This is a genomic window from Methylobacterium sp. AMS5 (assembly GCF_001542815.1).
In the GTDB taxonomy this organism is placed as follows: domain Bacteria; phylum Pseudomonadota; class Alphaproteobacteria; order Rhizobiales; family Beijerinckiaceae; genus Methylobacterium.
Genome location: NZ_CP006992.1, coordinates 4,922,509 through 4,944,480, shown reverse-complemented (window position 1 = coordinate 4,944,480; position 21,972 = coordinate 4,922,509). Strand labels below are relative to the sequence as shown.

General features: G+C 69.6%; 17 protein-coding genes. 8 read left to right on the top strand and 9 right to left on the bottom strand.

Translation table 11 applies throughout. The features are described 5' to 3' along the window. The first annotated feature begins 326 nt into the window (after positions 1-326). Together Y590_RS22040 and Y590_RS22035 are read left to right on the top strand one after the other, a co-directional pair. Positions 327-671: an Hpt domain-containing protein gene (locus Y590_RS22040; protein WP_083530994.1), complete on the top strand. Its 345-nt coding sequence runs from the start codon at positions 327-329 to the stop codon at positions 669-671. 213 nt (positions 672-884) lie between these two features. Continuing rightward, a complete protein-coding gene (locus tag Y590_RS22035) occupies positions 885-1,205 on the top strand; it encodes a 2Fe-2S iron-sulfur cluster-binding protein (protein ID WP_003604694.1) in 321 nt (106 codons plus the stop codon). A gap of 219 nt (positions 1,206-1,424) precedes the next feature. Here Y590_RS22035 and Y590_RS22030 read toward each other — a convergent pair whose 3' ends face one another. Then, positions 1,425-2,600, bottom strand: a complete 1,176-nt coding sequence (locus tag Y590_RS22030) for a vWA domain-containing protein (protein WP_060771727.1) — start codon at positions 2,598-2,600, stop codon at positions 1,425-1,427. A 235-nt stretch (positions 2,601-2,835) separates the two neighbouring features. On the opposite strand from Y590_RS22030, the gene Y590_RS22025 reads away from it, so the two are divergent. Together Y590_RS22025 and Y590_RS22020 are read left to right on the top strand one after the other, a co-directional pair. Continuing rightward, positions 2,836-3,234 (top strand): hypothetical protein, encoded by a 399-nt coding sequence (locus Y590_RS22025; protein ID WP_060771726.1) that lies wholly within the window; start codon positions 2,836-2,838, stop codon positions 3,232-3,234. Between the two features lie 370 nt (positions 3,235-3,604). Next, positions 3,605-4,135, top strand: a complete 531-nt coding sequence (locus tag Y590_RS22020) for a Ros/MucR family transcriptional regulator (RefSeq protein WP_060771725.1) — start codon at positions 3,605-3,607, stop codon at positions 4,133-4,135. Between the two features lie 840 nt (positions 4,136-4,975). Here Y590_RS22020 and Y590_RS22015 read toward each other — a convergent pair. The 4 genes from Y590_RS22015 to Y590_RS22000 form a co-directional block, all read right to left on the bottom strand. Next, positions 4,976-5,710, bottom strand: a complete 735-nt coding sequence (locus tag Y590_RS22015; RefSeq protein WP_060771724.1) for a sigma-70 family RNA polymerase sigma factor — start codon at positions 5,708-5,710, stop codon at positions 4,976-4,978. A gap of 247 nt (positions 5,711-5,957) precedes the next feature. Next, positions 5,958-6,779 (bottom strand): class II glutamine amidotransferase, encoded by an 822-nt coding sequence (locus Y590_RS22010; RefSeq protein WP_060771723.1) that lies wholly within the window; start codon positions 6,777-6,779, stop codon positions 5,958-5,960. 58 nt (positions 6,780-6,837) lie between these two features. Next, positions 6,838-8,067, bottom strand: a complete 1,230-nt coding sequence (locus tag Y590_RS22005) for a hypothetical protein (protein ID WP_060771722.1) — start codon at positions 8,065-8,067, stop codon at positions 6,838-6,840. Beyond that, on the bottom strand, positions 8,064-10,016 hold the full coding sequence (locus tag Y590_RS22000) for a quinol:electron acceptor oxidoreductase subunit ActD (protein ID WP_060771721.1): 1,953 nt from the start codon (positions 10,014-10,016) through the stop codon (positions 8,064-8,066). Before Y590_RS22000 ends, Y590_RS22005 begins: the two co-directional genes overlap by 4 nt. A 419-nt stretch (positions 10,017-10,435) precedes the next feature. Here Y590_RS22000 and Y590_RS21995 point away from each other — a divergent pair, with 419 nt between their 5' ends. The 3 genes from Y590_RS21995 to Y590_RS21985 all read left to right on the top strand — a co-directional run bounded on the left by Y590_RS21995 (position 10,436) and on the right by Y590_RS21985 (position 15,451). Then, the gene (locus Y590_RS21995; RefSeq protein WP_060771720.1) at positions 10,436-13,039 is read left to right on the top strand and encodes an ATP-binding cassette domain-containing protein; all 2,604 of its coding nucleotides are present in this window, start codon (positions 10,436-10,438) and stop codon (positions 13,037-13,039) included. Between the two features lie 95 nt (positions 13,040-13,134). After that, entirely contained in the window at positions 13,135-14,355 is a 1,221-nt protein-coding gene (locus tag Y590_RS21990; RefSeq protein ID WP_060771719.1) for a L,D-transpeptidase family protein, read from the top strand. Between the two features lie 190 nt (positions 14,356-14,545). Next, complete coding sequence (locus tag Y590_RS21985; protein WP_060771718.1) at positions 14,546-15,451, top strand: MBL fold metallo-hydrolase; 906 nt, start codon at positions 14,546-14,548, stop codon at positions 15,449-15,451. 528 nt (positions 15,452-15,979) lie between these two features. Here Y590_RS21985 and Y590_RS21980 read toward each other — a convergent pair. The 4 genes from Y590_RS21980 to Y590_RS21965 all read right to left on the bottom strand — a co-directional run bounded on the left by Y590_RS21980 (position 15,980) and on the right by Y590_RS21965 (position 20,545). Then, positions 15,980-17,470, bottom strand: a complete 1,491-nt coding sequence (locus Y590_RS21980; protein WP_060771717.1) for an amino acid permease — start codon at positions 17,468-17,470, stop codon at positions 15,980-15,982. Between the two features lie 176 nt (positions 17,471-17,646). After that, on the bottom strand, positions 17,647-18,330 hold the full coding sequence (locus Y590_RS21975) for a TenA family protein (RefSeq protein ID WP_060771716.1): 684 nt from the start codon (positions 18,328-18,330) through the stop codon (positions 17,647-17,649). Positions 18,331-18,357: 27 nt separating this feature from the next. Then, on the bottom strand, positions 18,358-19,047 hold the full coding sequence (locus tag Y590_RS21970; RefSeq protein WP_003605215.1) for a response regulator transcription factor: 690 nt from the start codon (positions 19,045-19,047) through the stop codon (positions 18,358-18,360). Positions 19,048-19,057: 10 nt separating this feature from the next. Continuing rightward, positions 19,058-20,545, bottom strand: a complete 1,488-nt coding sequence (locus Y590_RS21965) for an ATP-binding protein (RefSeq protein WP_060771715.1) — start codon at positions 20,543-20,545, stop codon at positions 19,058-19,060. A 503-nt stretch (positions 20,546-21,048) separates the two neighbouring features. On the opposite strand from Y590_RS21965, the gene Y590_RS21960 reads away from it, so the two are divergent. Continuing rightward, positions 21,049-21,867, top strand: coding sequence for a hypothetical protein (locus Y590_RS21960; RefSeq protein ID WP_060772409.1), 819 nt, complete (start codon positions 21,049-21,051; stop codon positions 21,865-21,867). Positions 21,868-21,972: the final 105 nt, after the last annotated feature.

The window sequence follows — 21,972 nt, the reverse complement described above, 5'->3', positions numbered from 1 at the left end:
CTCGCGCCCTCCGCAATGGAGACGGATTTACCCGACGTCTCACGGGATCTTAGTCCCTCGGATGATGCCCCCGATACCCGATCGGCCCGGCGCACCCAAGAAACCTTAACGGAATGGTTACCAAGCCGGGTCCCGTGATCCGGCATTCGCCCCAAGTTCTGACGCTTGCAGCCTTAAACGGGTACGCCCCTTGCCGCCCTGCGCTGTGGATAGCCGGCGCCGCCCACAGGCAGGTCGCCGCGCCGAGCGCCTTTTCCCAGAACCGCGTGGATGGAGTGGCCGTTTCATCCCGCGCAACGATGATCAACCCGACGATGAGGACGGACGTGGACCTCGAGAACAAGCTCGCCCCTCTGCTGGATCACGCTCACCTCGATGCGCAGACCTTCGGCGATGCCGACCTCGCCCGGGAGGTGCTGAGCCTGTTCGAGGATCAGTGCCGCCGGCTCCTGCCCGCGATGGCGGAGGCGAGCCGTCCGGCGGAGGAACGGGCCGATCTCGCCCATACGCTCAAGGGTGCGGCGCTCGGCGTCGGGGCGATGCGGGTGGCCGAGGGGAGCACGGCCGTCGAAACCGGGTTTCGCACGGTTGGTGCGGCCGATCTCGAAGGGTTGCGGAGCGCCGTCGCCGAGACGCTGGAGGCGCTCGCCGCCCGCGGCCGGGAGATGTGAGCGGCCGCCTGTCAGGCGCGCTCCCTGCCCGCGGCGTAAGACCGCCGCCGCATCGTCCCCACCGCTCGGCGATCGGACGCGCGGCATCCGCACCGGCGGCGCGACGGAAAAGCGTCGGCTTCCCGCTTGCTTTCTCACTCCGCCGCCCGCAAGCAGGCGCCACGCCGCCCCTGAAGGATCGCAGGCGGACGCCGACACGTCCCGGAGCAAGGTATGCCCAAGATCACCTTCGTCGATCACGCCGGCACGGCCCGCACGATCGACGGCGAGGTTGGCTCGACCGTCATGGAAACGGCGATCCGCAACAATGTTCCGGGGATCGATGCCGAGTGCGGCGGAGCCTGCGCCTGCGCCACCTGCCATGTCTATGTGGACGGGGAATGGGCCGACAAGGTCGGGCCGGCCGAGCCGATGGAGCAGGACATGCTCGATTTCGCCTCGGACGTGCGCGCGACCTCGCGCCTGTGCTGCCAGATCCGCGTGACGCCGGAACTCGACGGCCTCATCGTGACGACCCCGGCCCGCCAGGGCTGAGGCGACGCCGCGCGGGGCCGGCCTCGCTCCGGGCGAACGCGCCGCGCGCGTCCTGCTGATGAACGCCGCCCGATGCCGGACACGCTGCTGCTCGGCCTCTCGCTCTGCGGCGCCGACCACACCGAGGCACGGTTCCAACCCGAGCATGTCCTGATCGGCTGCCTCGACGGGCTCCCGCCGCCGGGCGTCCTCGTCGCGGCCCTGTCGTCGGAAAGCGCTTTAGCGCAGCAGCGCCCGCATTGCCCCGTCCAACCCTTCGAGCGTCAGCGGGAACATCCGGTCCGCGAAGATCCGGCGGACCATGCCGATCGAGTGGGTGTGGGCCCAGTGCTCGGCCGGAATCGGGTTGAGCCAGACCGCCTTCGGGAAATGATCGAGAACACGGCCGAGCCAGACCTCGCCCGCCTCCTCGTTCCAATGCTCCACCGAACCGCCGGGATGGGCGATCTCGTAGGGACTCATGGAGGCGTCGCCCACGAACACCACGCGGTAGTCGCAGGGATAGGTGCGGATCACGTCGAGGAGCGGGATACGCTCATCGTGGCGGCGATGATTTTCCGTCCACACCGCCTCGTAGGGGCAGTTGTGGAAGTAGAAATGCGCGAAGTGCTTGAACTCGGAGCGCGCCGCCGAGAACAGCTCCTCGGCCAGCTCCACGTGCCAGTCCATCGAACCGCCGACATCGAGAAAGAGCAGCACCTTCACGGCGTTGCGCCGCTCCGGGCGCAGCCTCACGTCGATGAAGCCCTTGCGGGCGCTCTCGCGGATGGTGCCGTCGAGGTCGAGTTCGTCGGCCGCCCCCGTGCGGGCGAAGCGGCGCAGGCGGCGGAGCGCCACCCGCATCGATCGGGTGCCGAGTTCGCGTGAATCGTCGAGATCCCTGAACTCGCGTCGGTCCCAGACCTTGACCGCACGGAACTTGCGGTTGCCGTCCTGGCCGATGCGGATTCCCTCCGGATTGTAGCCGTAGGCACCGAAGGGCGAGGTGCCCCCGGTTCCGATCCATTTCGACCCGCCCTGATGACGCTCCTTCTGTTCGGCAAGGCGCTGTTTCAACGTCTCGAACAGCTTGTCCCAGCCCAGGGCCCTCAACTCGGCCTTCTCATCCTCGGTGAGATGCTTCTCCGCGAGCTTGCGCAGCCATTCCTCGGGGATGGCAGCGGGTTCGACCGCCCCGCCCAGCGTTTCCAGGCCCTTGAAGACGGAGGCGAACACCCGGTCGAACCGATCGAGGTTCGACTCGTCCTTCACCAGCACGGTGCGGGCGAGGAAGTAGAATTCCTCCACCCGCTTGTCCGCGAGGTCGCTCTCCATCGCCTGGAGCAGCGTGAGATACTCGCGCAAGGACACCGGCACGCGGGCCTCGCGCAGGCCCGTGAAGAATTGGAGCAGCATGAGGCCTAAACGCCCGAGCCCGGCCCGCAGGTCAAGCCGATGCCGGGCTCGAGCCAAGCCGCAGGCGTCGAACAGCCGAGCTTGAGAGCCTTCGACTCCTGTGGACAGTGCCGTTTTCCCGTGGATATCGCCCGGCACCACCTTTGAGCGTGAGGAATAACCGTCATCTCGGCGGAACTAAGGTGCCTTCGCACAATGCAGGATGCGTCCGTGACTTGACGATTGGAAGGACTCCATGCCCGTGGTCTTGCGATCCCTGAGCGATTTCAAGAAATTCCTCCGCAAACCCGGAGCGACCCTTCAGATCGTCCAGAACACCTTCGTCGATCGCCAGGACGCGGAGTCCCGCGCCGCTTATCGCCGCAAGGGCCTCTACGAGCCGCGAACCCTCCGGGCGATATCGAAGAAGGCCGCCGTGTTCGACGTGAAGGGCCACGAAACCACCGTGTGGCTCTACTGGGATCGCGGCACACGACACTGGCGCTTCTCCGGCGATACCGTCACGGTCCCGCTCAACGCCGCCCTCGGACCGCCTGACGCGGTGGTCTATCGCTGCACTCTTCCTCAGCCGAGCGGGCAACGCCGTTCCGCCAGCGAGCGCGGCGACGATGAGGCCATGCTACCGGGCCTGTAACAGCAGGCTCCGACCGATACAGTTCGGCCGTCAGGGTGGGGCGAACCATCCGGGACCTGCCGTCATCCACGAAAGCCGGCCGGCTCGACCTGCAGAGACCGGCGGTCAGCTCGGACTGACCTATCACACTTTGTTGAACGGACGAATCAAGCGCCCTTCATCGTGTGATTGATCAAACCTCAGCTTGCGCGCACCACCTGGAGAGATCCCAAACTGCTGTCTGATCCGGACTGATCGTTCGCAATAGCAGCCAGATCGTGGTTTTTCTCGATTTTGCAGTCGTTTTCCGTGAAAATGGCTAGAACCGGACTTGAATCTTTTGCAAATCCTTTTAGCTCACAAGAACGAGGGGAAAACAGGATCAGGTACAATGTCGGAAACAAATCAGGTCTCGCAATACGACCGTATCGAACTCGCGGCCGATCTCGTCTCGGCTTATGTCTCAAACAACTCTCTACCGTCGGCCGAACTCGCGGGTTTGATTGTTCAGGTTCATGCTGCCTTGGTCGCCCTGTCGGCACCGCAGGCGCCCAAGGAAGAAGAAGTCGAGCGGGCGACACCGGCCCAGATCAAGAAGTCGATCACGCCGGATGCCCTGATCTCCTTCATCGACGGCAAGCCTTACAAGACGCTCAAGCGGCACCTGACTACGCACGGCCTCGACATCGACAGCTACCGCCGTCGCTATGGCCTGCCGACCGACTATCCGACGGTCTCGTCCAACTATTCGGCCGCGCGCTCGGCGCTCGCCAAGGATCTCGGCCTCGGCCAGCAGCGCCGCAAATCCTCCGCGAAGGCCGCGGAGCCGGTCGACGAGGTGGTGGCGGAAGCAGCCCCCGAGCCGCGCCGCAAGACCGCCGCCGAAGGCCGCAAGACCGGCGGGCGCCGCAAGGCCGCCTGAGGATCGATGCCGTGTCGGCGGAGTCATCGGACTCTGCCGGCCGGCTTCGACACGGCGCGTCGACGTAGTCCGAGCCGTGGAATTTTTGGCCGATCGTTGAGGCCGCCGGGCCGGCTCGACGCCCTCAGGGCATCACGGAAGGCTTGCATCGGCTGCAACGACGGCTCGTCATACAGGCGCCCCGCTCGCTCACCGCCCATCGTTTCCCGCCCACGGCAGACGTGCCCATAAGGCACCGCACCCAGATGCGGCCAGCGGCATCGCGCGAAAGCAGGCTCCCAACAAGACAGGACCGCGAGGCGCTCGCATTCAGCGCCGCTGGCTTCGTCCGAGGTCAGATTTTCGCGACGGGACGCCCGCGCAGATGCCGATCCTCACCCAGGTCGTTCAAACCGTCGCGCTCACGCACGATCCCGACACGATCAGAAGCGTCATGTCGGCCCGTGAATACAATCGGGCGTGCCTCCGAAACGGCATCGACAGCATCGCCCGGCACGATAACCGATGGCTTTCAGCACGTGACGCTGCGAGATTTGAGACCCCGAGCACGTCTTGGACTCGTTTCCGGACAGCGCCCCGGTCTCGATCAGCCGGTGAACTGCCGACAGACCGGCTTTCAGTCGGCCAGACCTCGAGATGACGCGACAGCCGATCCCGCGTCACGCGTGCGATAACCCACGGCACGGGAGCAGATGCGGGTTCGACACCGAAGAGCGGGCCGGATCGCCGAGTCCCGTCGTCGGACCCGGCCCCCATCATCGGGCAAACCGCCCGGCTTTTACCGCATCCGTCGCCACCTTTTCGATGGCGCGACGGTTCCGGCGTCCTTCGCGCTAAAAATCAGGCGTCGGGCATCGCGGATTGGATGAGACGGTCGGAGGACAGATCCTCCTCGTCATACCCGAGGAGTTCGGCGAGGCGTCCGCGGGCACGGCTGACGCGGCTCTTCACCGTGCCGACCTTGCAGCCCATGATGGTCGCAGCCTCCTCGTAGGAGACGCCCTCGGCACCCACCAGCACGAGGGCCTCGCGCTGGTCCGGCGGCAGCTTGGCGAGCGCCGTCTGCAGATCCTCGACATCGAGCCGGTCGCCCTGATGCGGCGCGGTAGCGAGGCGGGCGGCGTAGGAACCGTCCTGATCCTCGACCTCGCGCACGCGCTTGCGGTGATCCGAGTAGAAGATGTTGCGCAGGATCGTGAAGAGCCACGCGTTGAGGTTCGTGCCCGGCTGGAAGCGGGCGCGGTGCTGCCAGCCCTTGAGCAGGGTGTCCTGCACGAGGTCGTCCGAGCGGGCCGGGTTCGAGGTCAGCGACAGGGCAAAAGCACGCAAGGACGGCACAGCGGAGAGCAAGCCGTTGCGGAATTCGGGGTCGATCCGCTCGCCCTGCGCCTTGAGGGCCGCTTCGAGCTTGCCGATCAGCTCGGTGAAGCGGGACGGTGTGTCCTCGCCCGCCCCCAGCGTGTCGTACACGCTGCGCAGATGATCGCCGAGATGGCTGCGGATCGAGTCGGAAAGTTTGGGACGGCCGTCTGTCATCGCGGGACGATCCAGGGTCGCTTCGGTATCGTTACGCATCGGGCTCTTCGTGATCGGGACGTTTCGGCAACGATGGTGCAGGGCAGCACGCAGGGCAGGCCCCGGCACGGCCCTTAACATAGTTGTAGCGCATCGGCCCGATCCCGCACACCCGCGCCACGTGAAATACTGCCACGCTTGCACACAAGACGGTAGTCTGTCGCCCGAAGAGTGAGATGATTCGCCGATCCTGTCGTATGAATGCGGCAAATCGGCAGGCCCATCCGCTTTTGCCGATTGATCACCCTCAGGCCGCGCCGTGGATCTCCGGCAGCGGACGCGAGCGCCGCCGCGTCGCGCCCTTCCGCACCCGCACCACCCCGTCGGTGAGAACGAGGGTGTCGCCGCGCTCCAGTTCGGTCCAGGTCTCGTCCCGGGTCAGCGCCCGCGTGGCGATCATGGTGACGATATCGGTCTCGGTGGTTTCCTGAGCGAAATCGACCCGCCAATCCTCATCGATCAGCGTGGCCGTGCCGAACGGCGCCCGGCGGGTGAGGTAGCAGAGCCGCTTGCCGCAATGGGCGTAGAGCACGCGGCTGTCGGACAGCAGCATGTTGAACACGCCGCGCTCCGAAAGGATGAGGGCGTAACCCGCAATGGCCGCCTCCAGAGTCGCGGCGCGGGGCGGCTTGGGGAAGCGCTCCTGGAGCTGCGACAGCATCCAGCAGAAGGCGTGTTCGCTGTCGGTGGTGCCGACCGGCTCGAACCGGCCGAGCGGCAGCCGCTTCACGCCCTTGAGCTGGCCGTTATGGGCGAAGGTCCAGCGCCGGCCCCACAGCTCGCGGGAGAAGGGGTGGGTGTTCTCCAGGCTCACGCGCCCGCGATTGGCCTTGCGGACATGCGCGACGACGATCCGGCTCTTGATCGGATAGCGGCGCAGAAGCTTGGCGAGTTCGGAGCGGGCGCTGGGCTCGGGGTCGTGAAAGGAGCGGCAGCCGCGCCCCTCGTAGAAGGTGATGCCCCAGCCATCGGCATGCGGGCCGGTCTCGCCGCCGCGCCGGGCCAAAGCCGCGAAGGAGAAGCGGATATCGGTCGGCACATTCGCGCTCATTCCGAGCAATTCGCACATGGTTGCCGGGGTCTTCTGCGTCGCGCGCGGTGGGATGGCGGGGGGCGGGGAGGGGAAACTAGGAAGCTTCGGGGGGAGGAACAACCGATTTGCGCTGCCTGTCCCCCGCCGCCGCGCCCGGTCGTCCTCGCGCGCGCTCGCGGCCCGGCCAGACGGGGGTGACGGCGAGACCCGGAATCAGGCGCCGGACCGCGGGCGCCACTCCCAGGGCGAGCCCGATCATTCCGGCGAGGGCCAACAGGTCGGTGAGGCCGATGCGGAAGTGGCCGCGGAAGGCGGGCGTGACGAACCAGAACAGTTCGGCGAGATGGACCGCGACGGCGAGCGCCGCCACCAGCCGCGTGCGGTTCTCGCCGGGACGTAGGGTCAGGAGGGCGGCTAGCCCCACGACGACGGCGGCGGACAGCGCCAGGGCGCGGCCGGAAACGCCCGCGCGGAGCCGATACCACGCCGCGGCCCCCGGATCGGCGGCGGCGCCGAGCATCAGGAACTGCACGACGTGCAGGCCGGCCCAGACGAGCAGCAGAACGGCGAGCGGCGTGAGCCGATCGTGGCGGCGCCGGGCGGGCCCGGCATCGGGCGGCGCGACGAGGATCGCGGCGGCGAGCGCCAGACTCGACCACGCGGCCAACACCAGCAGGCCGAAGGCGCTGGCATGGAAGCGCAGGCCGGGATCGGTTCCGACCGACATGACGAGGTCGTCCGCGGCCAGCGTGCCGACCACGGTGTGGAGGCCGAGGCCGAGCACGGCGCGCCCGTCGTCGATCCGCCCGGCCTTGGCCCAGGGCTCGCCGCCGCGGCGGGCGAAGAGCAGGGCGAGCCCGGTCCAGAGCGCGAAGTAGAGGGCGAGGCGGGCGGCCAGGAGCGGCGGCGCGGCCCCGAACAGGGCGAGCGGCCCATCCGGCCCGGCGCCCTCCGGCGCCGGGTAGAGCAGGAAGGCGGCCACCGGGATCGGCAGAGCGAGGATCGCGGCCACCGGCATCAGAACCAGCAGGCCGCGCAGGGTCTCCAGCAGCGCGGTCTCGGGCTGCGGGCGCCACGCATCCGCCCGCTCGATCATGATGACGACGGGCAGAGCACCCGCCGGCAGCGCGAGGAGGCAGGTCCAGGCGGCGAGATAGGACGGCGCGAGCCGCGGCATCCCGGCATGGTGGAGCGCCAGCAGGAGGCAGGCCAGTCCCGCCGCGAAGGCCGCCGCCGGGCGGCGGGCCGGATCGCGGAAATAGGCGCTGGCGGATTTCGCCCCCGTCGCCTTGCGGGCGGCGCCGCCCTTCTCCTCCGCACTCACCGCTGCGGCTCCCCTGCGGCGAGGCCGTAGAGGGCGAGGGGACGTCCCGCATCCGCCGGCAGGGCGTTCAGGCGACGGGCGAGGGCGGCCGGAATGAACGGAGCGCCGGAGGGCTCGATCGTCAGGACGAAATGTCCGGAGAGGGCGGAGGGAGGGACGCGGCCGGCCCGCCCGACTCTCACAGCGGAGACGAGCGCGACCACAAGGCCGAGCACTCCGCCCGCCGCCGCGGCGGAGAGAGCCGGCACCGCCGCCATGGCCCAGGATAACGGCCACGAGGCCGGCCAAGGCGTTGGCCAAGGCGTTGGCCAAGCGGTCGGCCAGGAATTGGGCCAGGGATTGGGCCAAGAGAGCGGCCGGGCGAGGAGCGCCGCCACGCTCGCCGGCCCATCCGGCATATCCCCGCCAAATCCCACGATGCAAATGGCGAGGAAGGCCGCAAATCCGAGAAAGGCCCCGAACAGCGCAAGGCGGCTCAGGCTCCGCTCACTCCGGCGAAGGGCGGCGCCGGCCTCCGGCGTCGGCACCGGGCCGAAGGCGTCGAGGCGCGGCGCGCGGGGCCCCGAGAGCCCACGCGCCGCCTCGGCCAGCCCGGCCTCCGAGGCGAAGATCGCGATGAGGCCAGGGGGCTGGACAGGGGATTGGGGAGGGGATTTGGCAAGAGGCTGGACGGCGAACGGGCCCAGCCGGGTGTCCGGCGCGATCTCCGGCACCCGCGGCGCGGCGTGCGCGTTCTGGGCGAGGGCGAGTTGGCGTGTCTCGGCGATTCCGACCGGCGGCACGAGGCGGAAGAGGAGCAACAGGCCGAGAACGAACAGCCCGGCGGATCCGAGGGTCGCGACCCCGGCGGTCAGGAGATCCGCGAAGGCCGCCCCCGTCGCCCCGATCCGCGTGGCGAGCACGTGATCCGCACCGAGACCGATGGCGACGAGGGCGCCGATCAGGCCAAGAGCGAGGGCGCTGCGGCGGATGGCGGGGATCCAGAACAATTGCGTGGGGAGAAGCCCGGCGAGCATGAGTGTCCAGAAGGCGGGCGCCTCGTCGCCGAGGAGCCTGCGCGTCAGCCGCGCCCGCTCGGCCGCGTCGCCATAGAGAAGGGCGGTGACGATCTCGGTGACGTGGCAATAGAGGGCGGCAAGGCCGAAGGCGAGCAGCAGCCGCCCCAGGATATCGAGGTGCCGGCCGGTGATGAGGCCGTCGAGCCCACGGCTTCGGCGCAGGGTCATGGCGAGCGCCGCAATCAGCCCGGCGCCCGAGAGCACCGCCTCGACCAGCAGGGCGACCGGAAGCAGGGTGTCGTGCCGGTCGGTGCGAAGGGCGGCCGCGAGCGCGAGGTCGATCAGCACCGCCACCGCCGCGAGAATGCCGAGCAGGCCGAACCCCCGGCAGGCCCGCTCCCAGGCGAGCCATTGCAGCGCCGAGCCGCACCAGCCGGCCGACAGCGTTCGGTAGAGGCGGGCGCGTCGGCAATCCGGCCCCGCGGCGTCGCGCAGCACCGCCAGATCCGGCAGGAGCGCCGCCGCCCAAAGACCGAGGCTCGCCAGGAGCAGGGCCCCGAGGCTCACCGGATGGACCGGCACCGGGTGGAGCGCGGCGAGACCTGCGCAGAGCAGGGCAGCGGTCTGTGTCAGGCGGCCGATCCCGCAGCGCCACGCCACGCCCGCCAGCAGCAGCAGCCCCGAGATCAACAGGCAACCCGCGGCGAGCCCGATCCACCACGCGGCACCGGCCGGACCGAACGCGGCGGGTGCAGCCGAGCGCAGACCGGCCCAGACGAGGATCGGGACGAGGGTTCCGGCGACGGCGAGCCGCCAGAGGCGGCCGGCGGGCGCGAGCACACTCCCCGCGAGCGCCGCGGCGATCGACGAGACCGTCTCCTCGGCCCCGATCACCGGCGTGCCGTAGAGGGGAACGGGTTCGGCGGCAGGTGGAAACGCGTGTTCGGCCATCGGCTCAACGGTCGGCCGCGGGCTGCACGCGGCTTCGATCCTGAAGGATAAAGGCAGGCGATGATATGTCTCGCACGGCCATCCGGTGTCGTCCGAAGGGAGGGTAGGGCAAGGCGCGGCCGAACGGGATGACGCGGAAATGCGGGAAAGGCAGGCCCCCCGCCCGCAGAGTCGAACGCGGATCGCCCGCCATGTGCTCTCCCGCACCAAAGAGCAATGCCGCAGCGGGAATGCAATGCGGCGGGCCGGCCGCGCGGGCTTGCGCCGCGGCGTTTCCGTGCGAAGAGGACGATCCGTAACGGCCTCCTCACGCGCCTGCCCGCCGGATCGTCCCTCACAGCGCCGAAACCGTTCTCCGATGCCGCACCCCCCCGCCGCGAATTCGTCGGCCAAGGCTTGGCCGGGCGCCCGGAATGCCGATGGAGCGTGATCCCGTCCTGTTCGCCTGGGCCTCGTCGCCGCGCCGGCACGCGGCGGCGCTCGGGCTGGCGGTGGGCCTCGGCGGACCGCTGGCGCTGTTCGTGCTGCTATGCCTGCGCGACCTCATCTCGGTGCTGACCCGCAGCAGCCCGGACTTCCTGCCCTTCCTGCGGATTGCCCTGCCTCTGCCGGGCCATCACGGCGACGAAGCGCCGATCCTGTTCCAGGGCTGGAGCCTGCCCCCGACGGAACTTCCCCTGATCGCACTGACCTCGCTCGCCGCTGCAGCGCTGCTGCTGGCCGCCCTCGGGGCCGCGGTCGCGTATCTCTGCTTCTCCGTCCAGGCCCGGGCCACGGCGCGGCTGCGGGCGCGGGCCACCGAGGCGATCCTCGCCTCGCCGCCCGGTGCCCGCGAGGATCTCCGCGCGCTGCCCGGCCTCGTCGGCCAGGCCCTGACGCGGATGGGCCCGCTCGCGGCGGTCGGCATCGTCGTGCCCGGCCTGACGCTCGCTGCGATCCTCCTCGCCCTCGTCATGGCGGAACTCGCCGCTCCGCGCCTCGTGCCGGTGATCGCGCTGTTGCTCGCCGCCGTCGGGCTGGCGCGGGTACTGCTCGCCAGCCGCACCGCCGCCCGGCGCAGCCTGCGCCAGGCCGACACCGCCGCGACCGAGGCGGGCCTGCGCGACCTGATCCGCCGGATGCCGGCGGTGCGCGCCCACGGGGCGGCGGCGTTCGAGCGTCGCCGCCTGGGGCTGCGCGCACGGGCGGCGCGCAGCGCGCTGGTGCGGGCGGAAGCCCGGCTCGCCTATGCGCGGGCCCCGGCGCTCGCGCTCGTCGTGATCCTGCCTGCCCTCCTCGTGGCCACCGCCCTGTGGCAGGGCGAGGCGGCCACGGAGGCCGACAACGTCCTGCCCGGAGCGCTGGTCGCCGCGGCCGGCGCCTTCGCCCTGGCGGCAACCCTCGTCGCGATCAGCCTGCGCCTGTGGAGCCAGCACCGGGCGGCCGCCCCGCTGTTCCGCACCATCGCCGAGACGCTGGACGCCCTGAGCCCCCGCCTGCCGGGGAACCGATCGCGCAAAGCGGCGCCGTTCCCGGTGGCGGGCGCCCTGGTCGCGAAGGGCGTCGGCGCCTACGATCCCGGCAGCGGCGAGCGGCTGACGGGCGTCGATCTCGCCCTGCCGATGCCGGCGCATGTGGCGATCGTGGGACAGCGCGGCAGCGGATCGCGGGCGCTCGCCGCCCTGCTCGCCGGGCAGATCGAACCCACCGCCGGCGCCGTCACCTATGGCGGCACCGATCTGCGCGCCTTCGACTCCGCCGAGCGCGCCCGGCGGATCGCGCTGGCCGGCTCGGAGGCGATCCTGATCGAGGGGACACTGCGCCAGAACCTGCTCTACGGTGCCCGCAGCGGTGACCGTGAGGCCTCGGGGCTGGCCGAGCGCATCGCCATCCTCAAACTCACCGGGCTCGACGCCTTCGTTTACGAGCGGGGCCTGGAGGCCTCCGTCGATCCCGAGGACGATCCCGCTACGGCGGCGGCGGTCGTCGCGGCCCGCTGGGCGGTGCGCGAGGCGCTGGCGAGCGAGGGCATGGCCCGGCTCGTCGAGCCGTTCGATCCGGCCCGCTACAACCATCAGGCCGATATCGGCGAGAACATCCTGTTCGGCGAGGCGGTGAGCCCGGCCTTCTCGCAAGCGCGGCTCGCGGCGCATCCCTACCTGCGCGCGGTGCTGGAAGCGGAGGATCTGACGCGAACCCTGGTCGAAGTCGGGCTCCAAGTGGCGCGCTCCACCGTCGAGATCTTTGCCGACCTGCCCGACGATCACCCGCTGTTCGAGACCTTCTCGCTGTTTCCGGCGGCCGAGCGGGGCTATTTCGAGGATCTGGTCGCGCGCCAGCCCGAGTCCCGCGGCTTCCGGCGCGGCCCGGCCGGGCACCGCGACCGCGAGCGGCTGATCGGGCTGGCGCTCCGCTACAGCGAGACCCGCCACCGCTTCGGCCTGATCGACGAGGCACTGGAGCAGCGTCTGGTCGCCGCCCGCCACTCCTTCGCGGCGATGCTGCCGCCGCGCTACCGCGAGAAGGTCGAGTTCTACGATCCCTCCCGGCTCACCGCCGCCGCGAGCCTGGAGGAGAACCTGCTGTTCGGGCGCATCACCCAAGGCGAGGCGGGCGCCGAGGGGCGGGTGCGCGCTCTGGTGCGCCGGGTGCTCGCCGAGCAGGGGCTGGAGCCCACCGTCTACCGGCTCGGCCTCGCGGCGCGGATCGAGGCGGGCGTGGCGGTGGCGGGCCAGGGCCAGCGCGCGATCCTGGGGGAGGGCGCCATCGGCCCGCGCGAGCGGGTGGCGATCGAGTTCGTGCGCTGCCTCGTGCGCCGTCCGGACATCCTCGTGGTCGGCCTCTCCCTCGACGACCGCAAGCCCGACGAGATCACCGCCCGGATCGAGCGCCTGCGGGCGCTGCGCGCCGGGGCGGCGCTGATCGTCTGCCTGCCCGACGAAGACACCCTGAACCGGCAGTCGCCGTTCGACGCCGTGCTGCGGGTGGAGCGCAACACGGTGGTGACGGGCGATCCGCAGGAAACCGAGGCGGTCGCCGTCTGAGCGCTTCCCTTTCCCGCAAAACCGCCCCAAAGCTTGTGCACGATCCGGTTCCGTCGCCCGCGGGCGCCGCCGGTCGGCCGCGATCGAGACGGTGCATGCTTCCTCCGAACCGCTCTCGAGGCTCTGTGAGATCCTTCCTCAGACCCTTGATTCCGGGGCTTGTCGGGTTGTCGATCCTTACGGCGTCGAACACGCTCGCCCGGGCCGACAAGGCGAATGCGCCGATCCCGGCCGCAACCCTGGCGCTGATGGCTGCACGCGGCACCAACGCCGCCTCGCCGATCGTGCTGCGGGCCTACAAGAAGGAATCCGAGATCGAGGTCTGGAAGCGCAACGCCGCCGGGCGCTACGTGCCGATCAAGACCTATCCGATCTGCCGCTGGTCCGGGCAGCTCGGGCCGAAGACCAAGAGCGGCGACAGGCAGACGCCGGAGGGGTTCTACACGGTGGCGAAAAGCCAGATGAACCCGAACTCGCGCTACTACCTCTCCTTCGACGTCGGCTACCCCAACGCCTACGACCGGGCGCACGGCTCCACCGGCTCGGCGGTGATGGTGCATGGCGTCTGCTCGTCGATGGGCTGCTTTGCCATGACGGATGCGGTGGCGGGCGAGCTGTTCTCGATCGCCCGCGAGGCGTTCGCCGGGGGGCAGGGCGCGTTTCAGTTCCAGTCCTTCCCGTTCCGAATGACCGCCGCGAACATGGCCCGGCACCGGACCGACCCGAACATCGCCTTCTGGCGCCAGTTGAAGGAAGGCTCGGACCGCTTCGAGGCGACCGGCGAGGAGCCGGCCGTGAGCGTCGCGAGCGGCCGCTACACCTTCGCGCCCTCGCGCGATCCGGCCAAGGAGGCGGCCTTCACCGCCCTGCACAAGGATGAGACCGACCGCATCGCCGCCTTGGTGGAGGAGGGCGCGGCGGCCGTGCGCACGACCTATTCCGACGGCGGCCAGCACGCCTTCTGGGCAGCCCGGATCCTTCAGGGTCATCCGGTGGGCGATATCAGCCGGCCGGAGGCACTCGCTTATGCCGGCCAGGAGGTCGTGCTGATCCCCGCCCGCCGCAGGGCACCGCCACCGCCGCCCGTGCCGGACGCCGTATGGGCGGCCTGGATCGGCACGGACAGCCCGTCGCTCACCGTGCGGACCGCGGGTTTCGTGCCGCCCTACGCCGCCGCGACCGCCCGCATCACGGCGCCGGTCACGCGCTATGCGCAGACCTGGCCGAGCCTCGCCCGCGCGGCGATCGAGCGTGCGCTGCCGCCGCCCGACCTTGCCCCCTTGCAACCCTCAATTGAGAAACTGGCCCAGCGCTGACTTGGAGCCGCTCAAAACGGCGTGTGCGAGCACGCACACAAACCCGAATGGCGGCCCCCCATCTCGACACTGTACACTCGGATCCTGAAGAGGGGCCGAAGAACAGCCGCGGATCCATAGCGCGGATGCGTGCGGCGGCACCACTACCACAGAGAAAGCCCGGCCCGAGGCCGAGCATTGGTACCGATCCATGACCCTGCCATATCCGGCCAAGGACGATTCGCTCGTCCTGCGTTTCTGGGGCGTCCGCGGCTCTACGCCGGTCAGCGGCCCGGAGAACGCCGAGTTCGGCGGCAACACGCCGTGCCTGGAGGTCCGCTGCGGGGAGCGTCTGTTCGTGATCGATGCCGGCTCGGGCCTCGGCGCCTTCGGGCGCAACTGCCGCGAGAACCTGCCGCAGGATATCGACCTGCTGTTCAGCCACCTGCATCTGGATCACACGGCGGGTCTGCCGTTCTTCAAACCGGCGGTTCTCGACGACACCCGCACGATTCACACCTATTGCGGCAACCTCGACGGGGCCAGCGCCGAGGACGCCCTTGGCCGGCTGTTCTCGCCGCCTCTCTTTCCCGTCACGCTCGACGTGCTGCCCTGTTCCTTCGCGCATCACGGCTTCCGGGCGGGCGAGCCGCTCACCTTCGCCGACGGCATCCGGGTCGATACGATTCTGCTCGACCACCCGCAGGGATCGACCGGCTACCGCTTCGACCACGGTGGCAAGCGGCTCTGTGTCATCAGCGACATCGAGCACGGCGTGAACTGGCCCGATCCGGACCTGTGCCGCTTCGTCGAGGGAGCCGACCTCCTCGTCTATGACGGCATGTTCACGGAGGGCGAGTATCCCTGCTGCAAGGGCTGGGGCCACTCGACCTGGCAGAAGGGCGTGGAACTGGCCAAGGGCGCGGGCGCCAAGGCGCTCGCCATCATCCACCTGCACCCCTGCCATTCGGACGTAGAGTTGCGCTCGGTCGAGGCCGAGATGCAGGCCGCGATGCCCACCGCCTTCATCGCCCGCGAGCGGCAGTCGATCGAGGTGGGCCGGCCGCTCGTCGGCCTCGCCGAACCCCCGGTGCTGACACTGGCACGCCGGGCCTGAGGCGGCCGCGCAGCGCTCGGAAGCCCAGGGAACGCTTCGCAAACGGTCCGATACGGTCCTCCCTTCCCATCATGCCGATGGCCGATCCGACCCAAGCAGTCTGCGCAAGAGCGGTCCGCGATCCGTGGACTTTTCAGCAGGGTCACGCTCCGCAAAGATCACACGTCTTCGGACGGTCGTGCCGGCCGGGACGTCAGGCGCCATCGCGGCGGCTCTGAAGCACGGGGACGCCGATGTCGTGGAGCCTTTCGACGCCATCGTGACCGTCAAGGCTCCCGAATTGGGGGCGGTCGATGACGGGTGACGCTTGTTAGAGCATCATCCCGAAAGGTGGTTGCCGGCTTTCGGGATGATGCAAAAACAAGAGGATAGAGGATCAGCCCCACGGACTAATCAAGGACATATCGGCCCCTTCCGCGCTTCGTAACCGCACCTCCAAAGACTGGATAAAACAAAGCCCACCCGGCGCGAGCCGGGTGGGCTTTCTGTCTTCTCACGCCCCCGTTCGAGGCAGACGAACCTTCGAACTCACAGAGCCGAGGTCGCGTTCGCCCCTTCCTCGCGGCCGATGCGGCTGTGCTTGCGGCTCCAGGCGAAATAGATCACGAGGCCGATCGCCAGCCAGATGATGAGGCGCAGCCACGTATCGCCATCGAGGGAGAGCATCATGCCGAGGCAGAACAGCGCGCCGAGGATCGGCACGAACGGCACCAGCGGGGTGCGGTAGGCGCGCGGCGCGTCGGGCTGGGTGCGGCGCAGGATGACGACGCCAGCGCAGACGAGGATGAAGGCGAGCAGCGTGCCGATGCTCGTCATGTGGCCGAGCTGCGAGATCGGCAGGAAGCCGCCGAGCGCGCTCGTGAACACCATGAAGAACAGGTTCGAGCGGTAGGGCGTCTTCCACTTCGGATGGATCGCCGAGAAGAAGCCCGGCAGCAGCCGGTCCTTCGACATCGAGTAGAATACCCGGCTCTGGCCGAGCAGCAGCACGAGGATCACGGTCGAGAAGCCGCAGATCACGCCGAAGGTGACGAGGCTCTTCAGCCACGGAAACGGCGTCGCCGCGATCGCCGTGTTCACGGGGGCGGCGTCGCCGCGCATGGCGTCGTAGTGGACGAGGCCGGTCAGCACACCCGCAAAGGCGATGTAGAGCACCGTGCAGATCGCCAGCGAGCCGAGGATGCCGATCATCATGTTGCGTTGGGGGTTCTTGGCCTCCTGTGCCGCGGTCGAAACCGCATCGAAGCCGACATAGGCGAAGAACACCACGCCGGCCGCGCGCATCACGCCGCTCCAGCCATACTCGCCGAAGGTGCCGGTGTTGGGCGGCAGGAAGGGGTCGTAGTTCTGCGCCTTCACGTAGAACAGGCCGACCCCGATCACGATCGCCACCACCGCGAGCTTGAGCAGCACCACCGCGCCGTTGACGCGGGCGGATTCGCGGATGCCGATCATGAGCAGGGTCGAGGCCGCCACCACGATCAGGATCGCCGGCACGTTGACGATGCCGTGCGCCAGCGTGCCGTCGGCGAGCTGGTAGGTCTCGAAGGGGGAGTGCACGAGCGAGCCCGGCAGGTTGATGCCCAGCGTGTCGCGCATGAAGCGGGCGACGTAGCGCGACCAGCTCACCGAGACGGTGGCCGCCCCGACCGCGTATTCGAGCACGAGATCCCAGCCGATGATCCAGGCGATGAACTCGCCCATCGTGGCGTAGGTGTAGGTGTAGGCCGAGCCCGCCACCGGGATCATGCCGGCGAGTTCGCTGTAGCACATGCCCGCGAGCGCGCAGCCGATCGCCGCGATGGCGAAGGAAACCGTCACCGCCGGGCCGGCATGCTCGGCCGCGGCAATGCCGGTGAGCGAGAACAGGCCCGCCCCGATCACCGCGCCGATGCCGAGGCCGATCAGGCTCCAGGGGCCGAGATGGCGTTCCAGCTTGTTCTCGCCGGATTCGGCGTCGGCGTTGAGCCGTTCGAGCGTCTTGATCCGGAAAAGGTCACTCGCCAAGCCTGACGCCATGTCTGCCCCACCCCCTCGTACCGGCCGAACTCCTCTGACGGAGCGGCCGAATTCTCACACAGATGAATCGTGAAACCGACGCGGGCGCAACGGCCTCAGGCGACATTGCGGTGCAAGGACCCGGCCAAGCTAACACGCGAAGCGGCCGCGCCGGGGTCCGTGGCCGCGATCCCGGCTCAGAGCGCCCAGGTGAGATCCCGATAGGCGCCGTCCCAGAACGCGTATTCGAGGCGGGTCGCGTGGGTATAGGCCGCGTGCATGCGGGCGCGCAGGGCCGGGGAGGCGGCGCCGTCCGCCTCGTCGGTCGCGGCGATCATCGCGGCCACCGCCTCGCCGAACTCCTCGCCGGCATAGGTGTCGATCCAGGCGCGGTAGGGATTGTCGGGCTTGGCGCGGGCGAAGATATCGCGGCCGACCTCGGCGTAGATCCAGAAACAGGGTAGAAGCGCGCCGAGCACGACTTCGTAGGGCTCGGCATAGGCCGTCGCGATCAGCCACGCGACGTAGTGGTCGCAAGCCGGGGAGAGGGGCGTCGCCGCGAACGTGCCGGCATCGATGCCGTATTCCTGGAAGAAGCCGCCATGCAGCGCGCGCTCGACCACGATGGCGGTCTCGGCGCCGCGGGCGAACTGCACGATCCGTTCGGGATGCGGCGCCTTGGCGGCGGCGAGCGCCAGCGCCCGGCCGAAGCCGATGAGGTAATGCGCGTCCTGCACGATATAGCGGCGGAAGCGCTCAGCGCTCAGAGAGCCGGCCGCCAGTTCGGCGTTGAACGGCATCGTGCGGATCGCCTCAAAGGCCGCGAGATTGCAGGCCCAGGCGTCCTGCGAGAAGCGCCCGGCAGAGAGGTCTTCGGCCAAGAACGGCGCTCCGTCTTTTGAAAAGGATCAACCCTGCCGCTGGGCCTGGGTCACCGCGACGTGAATCAGTTCGGCCAGCGTGCGCACCCTGAGCTTCTGGCGCATCTGCGAGCAGGCATTGGTGACGGTCTTGTAGCTGACCGAGAGGTCGGCGGCGATGGCGCCATAGGACTTGCCCTGGGCGAGGCGCGCCAGGATCTGCTGCTCGCGCGGCGTGAGCTGCGTCTCCGGGGTGCGGCGCGGGTCGGCGCGCAACATCGCGACCTCGGTGGCGAGCCGCCGGTCGAGATAGACCTCGCCCGCGCGCACCCGCTCGAACGCCTGGAACAGCTCGTTCGAGGCGTGATCCTTGAGCACGTAGCCGAGCGCCCCGGCCTCCAGGGCCCGCGAGACGATGACGGGATCGTTGTGCATCGAGAAGACGAGCACGCGGGTCTCGGGCTCGATGGCGCGCATGCGCCGGATCAGGGCAAGGCCGGCAAGCCCGCTGCCCTGGAAGGTGAGGTCGCAGATCACCACCGGCGGGCGCAGGCGGTGGAAGGCGCGGTAGCCGGAGACGACGCCGGTCGCCTCGACCACGGTCTCGATTCCGGCATCCTCCAGCACACGGCGACAGCCCTGGAGGACGATCGGGTGATCATCGATGACCAGGACGGGGGTGGCGGCGCCCTTGCTCGACGCTGCTCTCATCATGGGGCTGCTGACCGGCGCGTTCATCGTACACGCATCACTCGGGTTGCGGCGCGACGGGGGGAGGCGGAACCTCGCTGCCGTCGCGCTCGGGATCGATCGGGAGGGTGATCCGGACAACGGTTCCGGAGGCCGTGTTGTCAAGAGACGCCGTGTCGAGGCTGAAATGACCGCCCAGCGCCTCGACCCGCTCGCGCATCCCCGACAGGCCGAGGCCGACACGGTGGCCGGGCGCGATGCCGGTGCCGTCATCCTCGACGCTCACCCGCAGGAACGTCAGGCCGGCGGCGTCGGTCTCCTCCGCCGCGCGGGCTCGGACGTGGCGGGCGGCGCCGTGGCGTACGGCGTTGGTGCTGCTCTCCTGGATACAGCGGAACACGGTGAGATCGACGATGTCGCCGTAGCCGCGGGCCAAGCCCTCGAACGCGCCATCGAAGGCGGTCTCGGGATGGCGCCGTCGGAAATCGCGGAGCAGCAGGTTAAGGCAATCGGTCAGCGGCACCTCGCCGAGCCCGTGCGGGCGCAGACGGTTGAGAAGGTCGCGGTTGAGGACCTGAACCTGGCCGACGATGCTGCCGATGTCGCCGGCCCGCGCCGCGAGCCGGCCGCGGTCGATCTCGCCCGGGCCGGCGGCGAGCCGCGCGACGGAGGCCGCGTTCGCTTCCAGCGCGAACAGGCACGGGCCGAACTCGTCGTGGAGTTCGAGGGCGATGCGGGCGCGCTCGTCGTCCTGGGCCGTCAGGAGTTGACGGTTGAGGCGGCCGTTGGCGGCCCGCGCGTCGGAGAGCGCCCCGGCCACGCGGTTGAAGCGCTCGGCGATCACCGCGAGTTCGCGGGAGGCCGGCGGGTCGAGATGGGCGGTGTAGTCGTGCCGCTCCAGCCGGTTCAGCCCGTCCGCCAGGCGCCCGAGCGGCCGCAGGATGCGCCCGAGCGCCAGGGTGAGGGCAGCCAACACCGCGAGGTTCAGGATCAGGCTGGCCAAGGCCAGCGAGCGGGCATAGCCCCAGACCTCCTCGATCTCGTCCAGGGGCTGGGTCGTGATCGCGGCGGTGCCGATCCGCTCGCCCTTCACGACGATGGGCAGATCGTGCTGGCGCGGTTCGGGGGCGATCAGCCGGACGAACCAGCGCGGCGCCGTCCGCTGCTCGCGCGCCTGCTCGGAGGGACCGAAGCCGACACGCTTGCCCTCCGCATCGAGGATGGTCACGCGGACGTGGCGCAGGGCCTGAAAGCGCAGGTCGAGCGTATGGAGCACGCTCTCGGGGCTCGGGCTGCGCAGGGAGCGGATGGTATCGGCGACCAAGGGCTCGACGGTGGCGAGACCGGCCGCCATCTCGACCTGCACGGCGCTGCGCGCGGTCAGCACGATCACGCCGCAGGAGGCGAGGGCGGCGACGATGTCGATGGCGAGCACGACCAGGATGAGCCGCGTGCGCGTCGGCCAGCCGGCCCAGAACGGCAACCCCGTGCCGTCGGCTCGATCCTGCGCCTTGTCGAGGTTGGGATCGGCCACGCTTTGCGCCATCAGAGGCGTCGGGGAAGCTTGCGTCGCGGCGGGAATCGGCACGGGCCCTCGCGGTCGGTCAGTCCGCCATACGCCGACAGGAGCAGGCCGGATCCGGGACCATTCGGCAAACCGCCATCGGATAAAAGGCTCAGATTTCTACTCTTTCGGCACGGCGGCACCGTGGCCGATCGCCGGATGAATGTCCATGCCGGGGCCGCGCCACAGGGTCGCGCGGCACACTGATGTTTTTCTTAATAATCGCCGGACGGCAGGCCGCGCACCGCATGATCCGCTTACACGCTCCGTTAAACCGGCTCCGCTAAGGTCGATCGCTAGAACTCGTCGGGGCGAGACTTGTCCGGGGCGCACCTGTCCCGATCAGGTCCGGCCGCCCTGGAGTTTCCGCCAGATTCGTGTGGGTGGACGGCGCCTGAATTCTCAACAGGCCGTACCGGACATCTTGCCGCCGCATTGCCGAGGCCGTCTTGTTGCAGGGCTACAACGTGCAAGAGGCCGACCGCATGTCGGTGACGATTCATCCGTCCCAAACCAGGCCGGCCGAGAGCAGGGCTCCGGCCCGTCGCCGGCTGCCCGTCATCCTCGGCGCCGCGGGCGGGAGCGCTGCCCTCCTCGTCTTCGCCGTGGGGGCTTTCGCGTTCTTCTCCAATCTCGCCGATCCCAGGAGCCGGCCGGCGCGGATCACACCCGTCGCCTCGCAATGGCCCGACCTGAAGGACGGCGTTCCGGCACTGGCGCCGGCCTCCATCGGGTTGCCGGAAGCGCGCCGGGCCAACCTGCCGGCCGCGGAACCCGCGGCGGCGGCGGCCAAAGCGCCGGAGGTCGCGCCGCCGGCCCGGGCGAATCTGCAGATCGAGCCGGCCCCCACGGTTCCGGCCGCGACCCGCACGGCGGCAGCGCTCGCCCCCGCCAAAGTCACGGTGCCGCTGCCTCCGAGCCGGAGCGAGATGGTGCAGGCGAAGACGGAGCAGCCGGCGCGTTTCGTGTCGCTGCCCGCGAAGACGAAACCCGAGGTCGCCAAAACCGAAGCCAAGGTCGAGGCCAGAACGAAGACTGATTCCGCCAAGGCCGACACTGTTAAAACCGAAACTGCCAAGGCTGAAACCGCCAAGGCCGATCTCAGCCGGAAGCCCGCGCCCGTCGTCCGCAACCGCGCCACGGAAGCGCGGCCGACGCAGACCGCTTCGGCGCAAGCACCTGCCGCGCGACCGGTGCAGGACGCGGCGGAAGAGCCGGAACTGCTCGGCGTCAAGATTCCCGGCGGCCGTCAGATCCGCGAAGGCTGGGATGCCGCCGTGAGCGGCCTGCTCGGCGACAAGTAAGGCCGCCGGCGAAACGGCCCGGCTCGAACGAGCCGGGCGCAGCAATGACGTTCGCACACCCAAAATCTTGGCCGGGGCGGCTTTCGTGCCCCGGCACCGTCGCGA

What these genes read in the sequence shown, in the direction of transcription:
- Y590_RS22035 (WP_003604694.1), top strand. Translation starts at nt 885, where the DNA reads ATGCCCAAGATCACCTTCGTCGATCACGCCGGCACGGCCCGCACGATC.
- Y590_RS22030 (WP_060771727.1), bottom strand. Translation starts at nt 2,600, where the DNA reads ATGCTGCTCCAATTCTTCACGGGCCTGCGCGAGGCCCGCGTGCCGGTG.
- Y590_RS22025 (WP_060771726.1), top strand. Translation starts at nt 2,836, where the DNA reads ATGCCCGTGGTCTTGCGATCCCTGAGCGATTTCAAGAAATTCCTCCGC.
- Y590_RS22020 (WP_060771725.1), top strand. Translation starts at nt 3,605, where the DNA reads ATGTCGGAAACAAATCAGGTCTCGCAATACGACCGTATCGAACTCGCG.
- Y590_RS22015 (WP_060771724.1), bottom strand. Translation starts at nt 5,710, where the DNA reads ATGCGTAACGATACCGAAGCGACCCTGGATCGTCCCGCGATGACAGAC.
- Y590_RS22010 (WP_060771723.1), bottom strand. Translation starts at nt 6,779, where the DNA reads ATGTGCGAATTGCTCGGAATGAGCGCGAATGTGCCGACCGATATCCGC.
- Y590_RS22000 (WP_060771721.1), bottom strand. Translation starts at nt 10,016, where the DNA reads ATGGCCGAACACGCGTTTCCACCTGCCGCCGAACCCGTTCCCCTCTAC.
- Y590_RS21995 (WP_060771720.1), top strand. Translation starts at nt 10,436, where the DNA reads ATGGAGCGTGATCCCGTCCTGTTCGCCTGGGCCTCGTCGCCGCGCCGG.
- Y590_RS21990 (WP_060771719.1), top strand. Translation starts at nt 13,135, where the DNA reads ATGCTTCCTCCGAACCGCTCTCGAGGCTCTGTGAGATCCTTCCTCAGA.
- Y590_RS21985 (WP_060771718.1), top strand. Translation starts at nt 14,546, where the DNA reads ATGACCCTGCCATATCCGGCCAAGGACGATTCGCTCGTCCTGCGTTTC.
- Y590_RS21980 (WP_060771717.1), bottom strand. Translation starts at nt 17,470, where the DNA reads ATGGCGTCAGGCTTGGCGAGTGACCTTTTCCGGATCAAGACGCTCGAA.
- Y590_RS21970 (WP_003605215.1), bottom strand. Translation starts at nt 19,047, where the DNA reads ATGAACGCGCCGGTCAGCAGCCCCATGATGAGAGCAGCGTCGAGCAAG.
- Y590_RS21965 (WP_060771715.1), bottom strand. Translation starts at nt 20,545, where the DNA reads ATGGCGCAAAGCGTGGCCGATCCCAACCTCGACAAGGCGCAGGATCGA.
- Y590_RS21960 (WP_060772409.1), top strand. Translation starts at nt 21,049, where the DNA reads ATGTCGGTGACGATTCATCCGTCCCAAACCAGGCCGGCCGAGAGCAGG.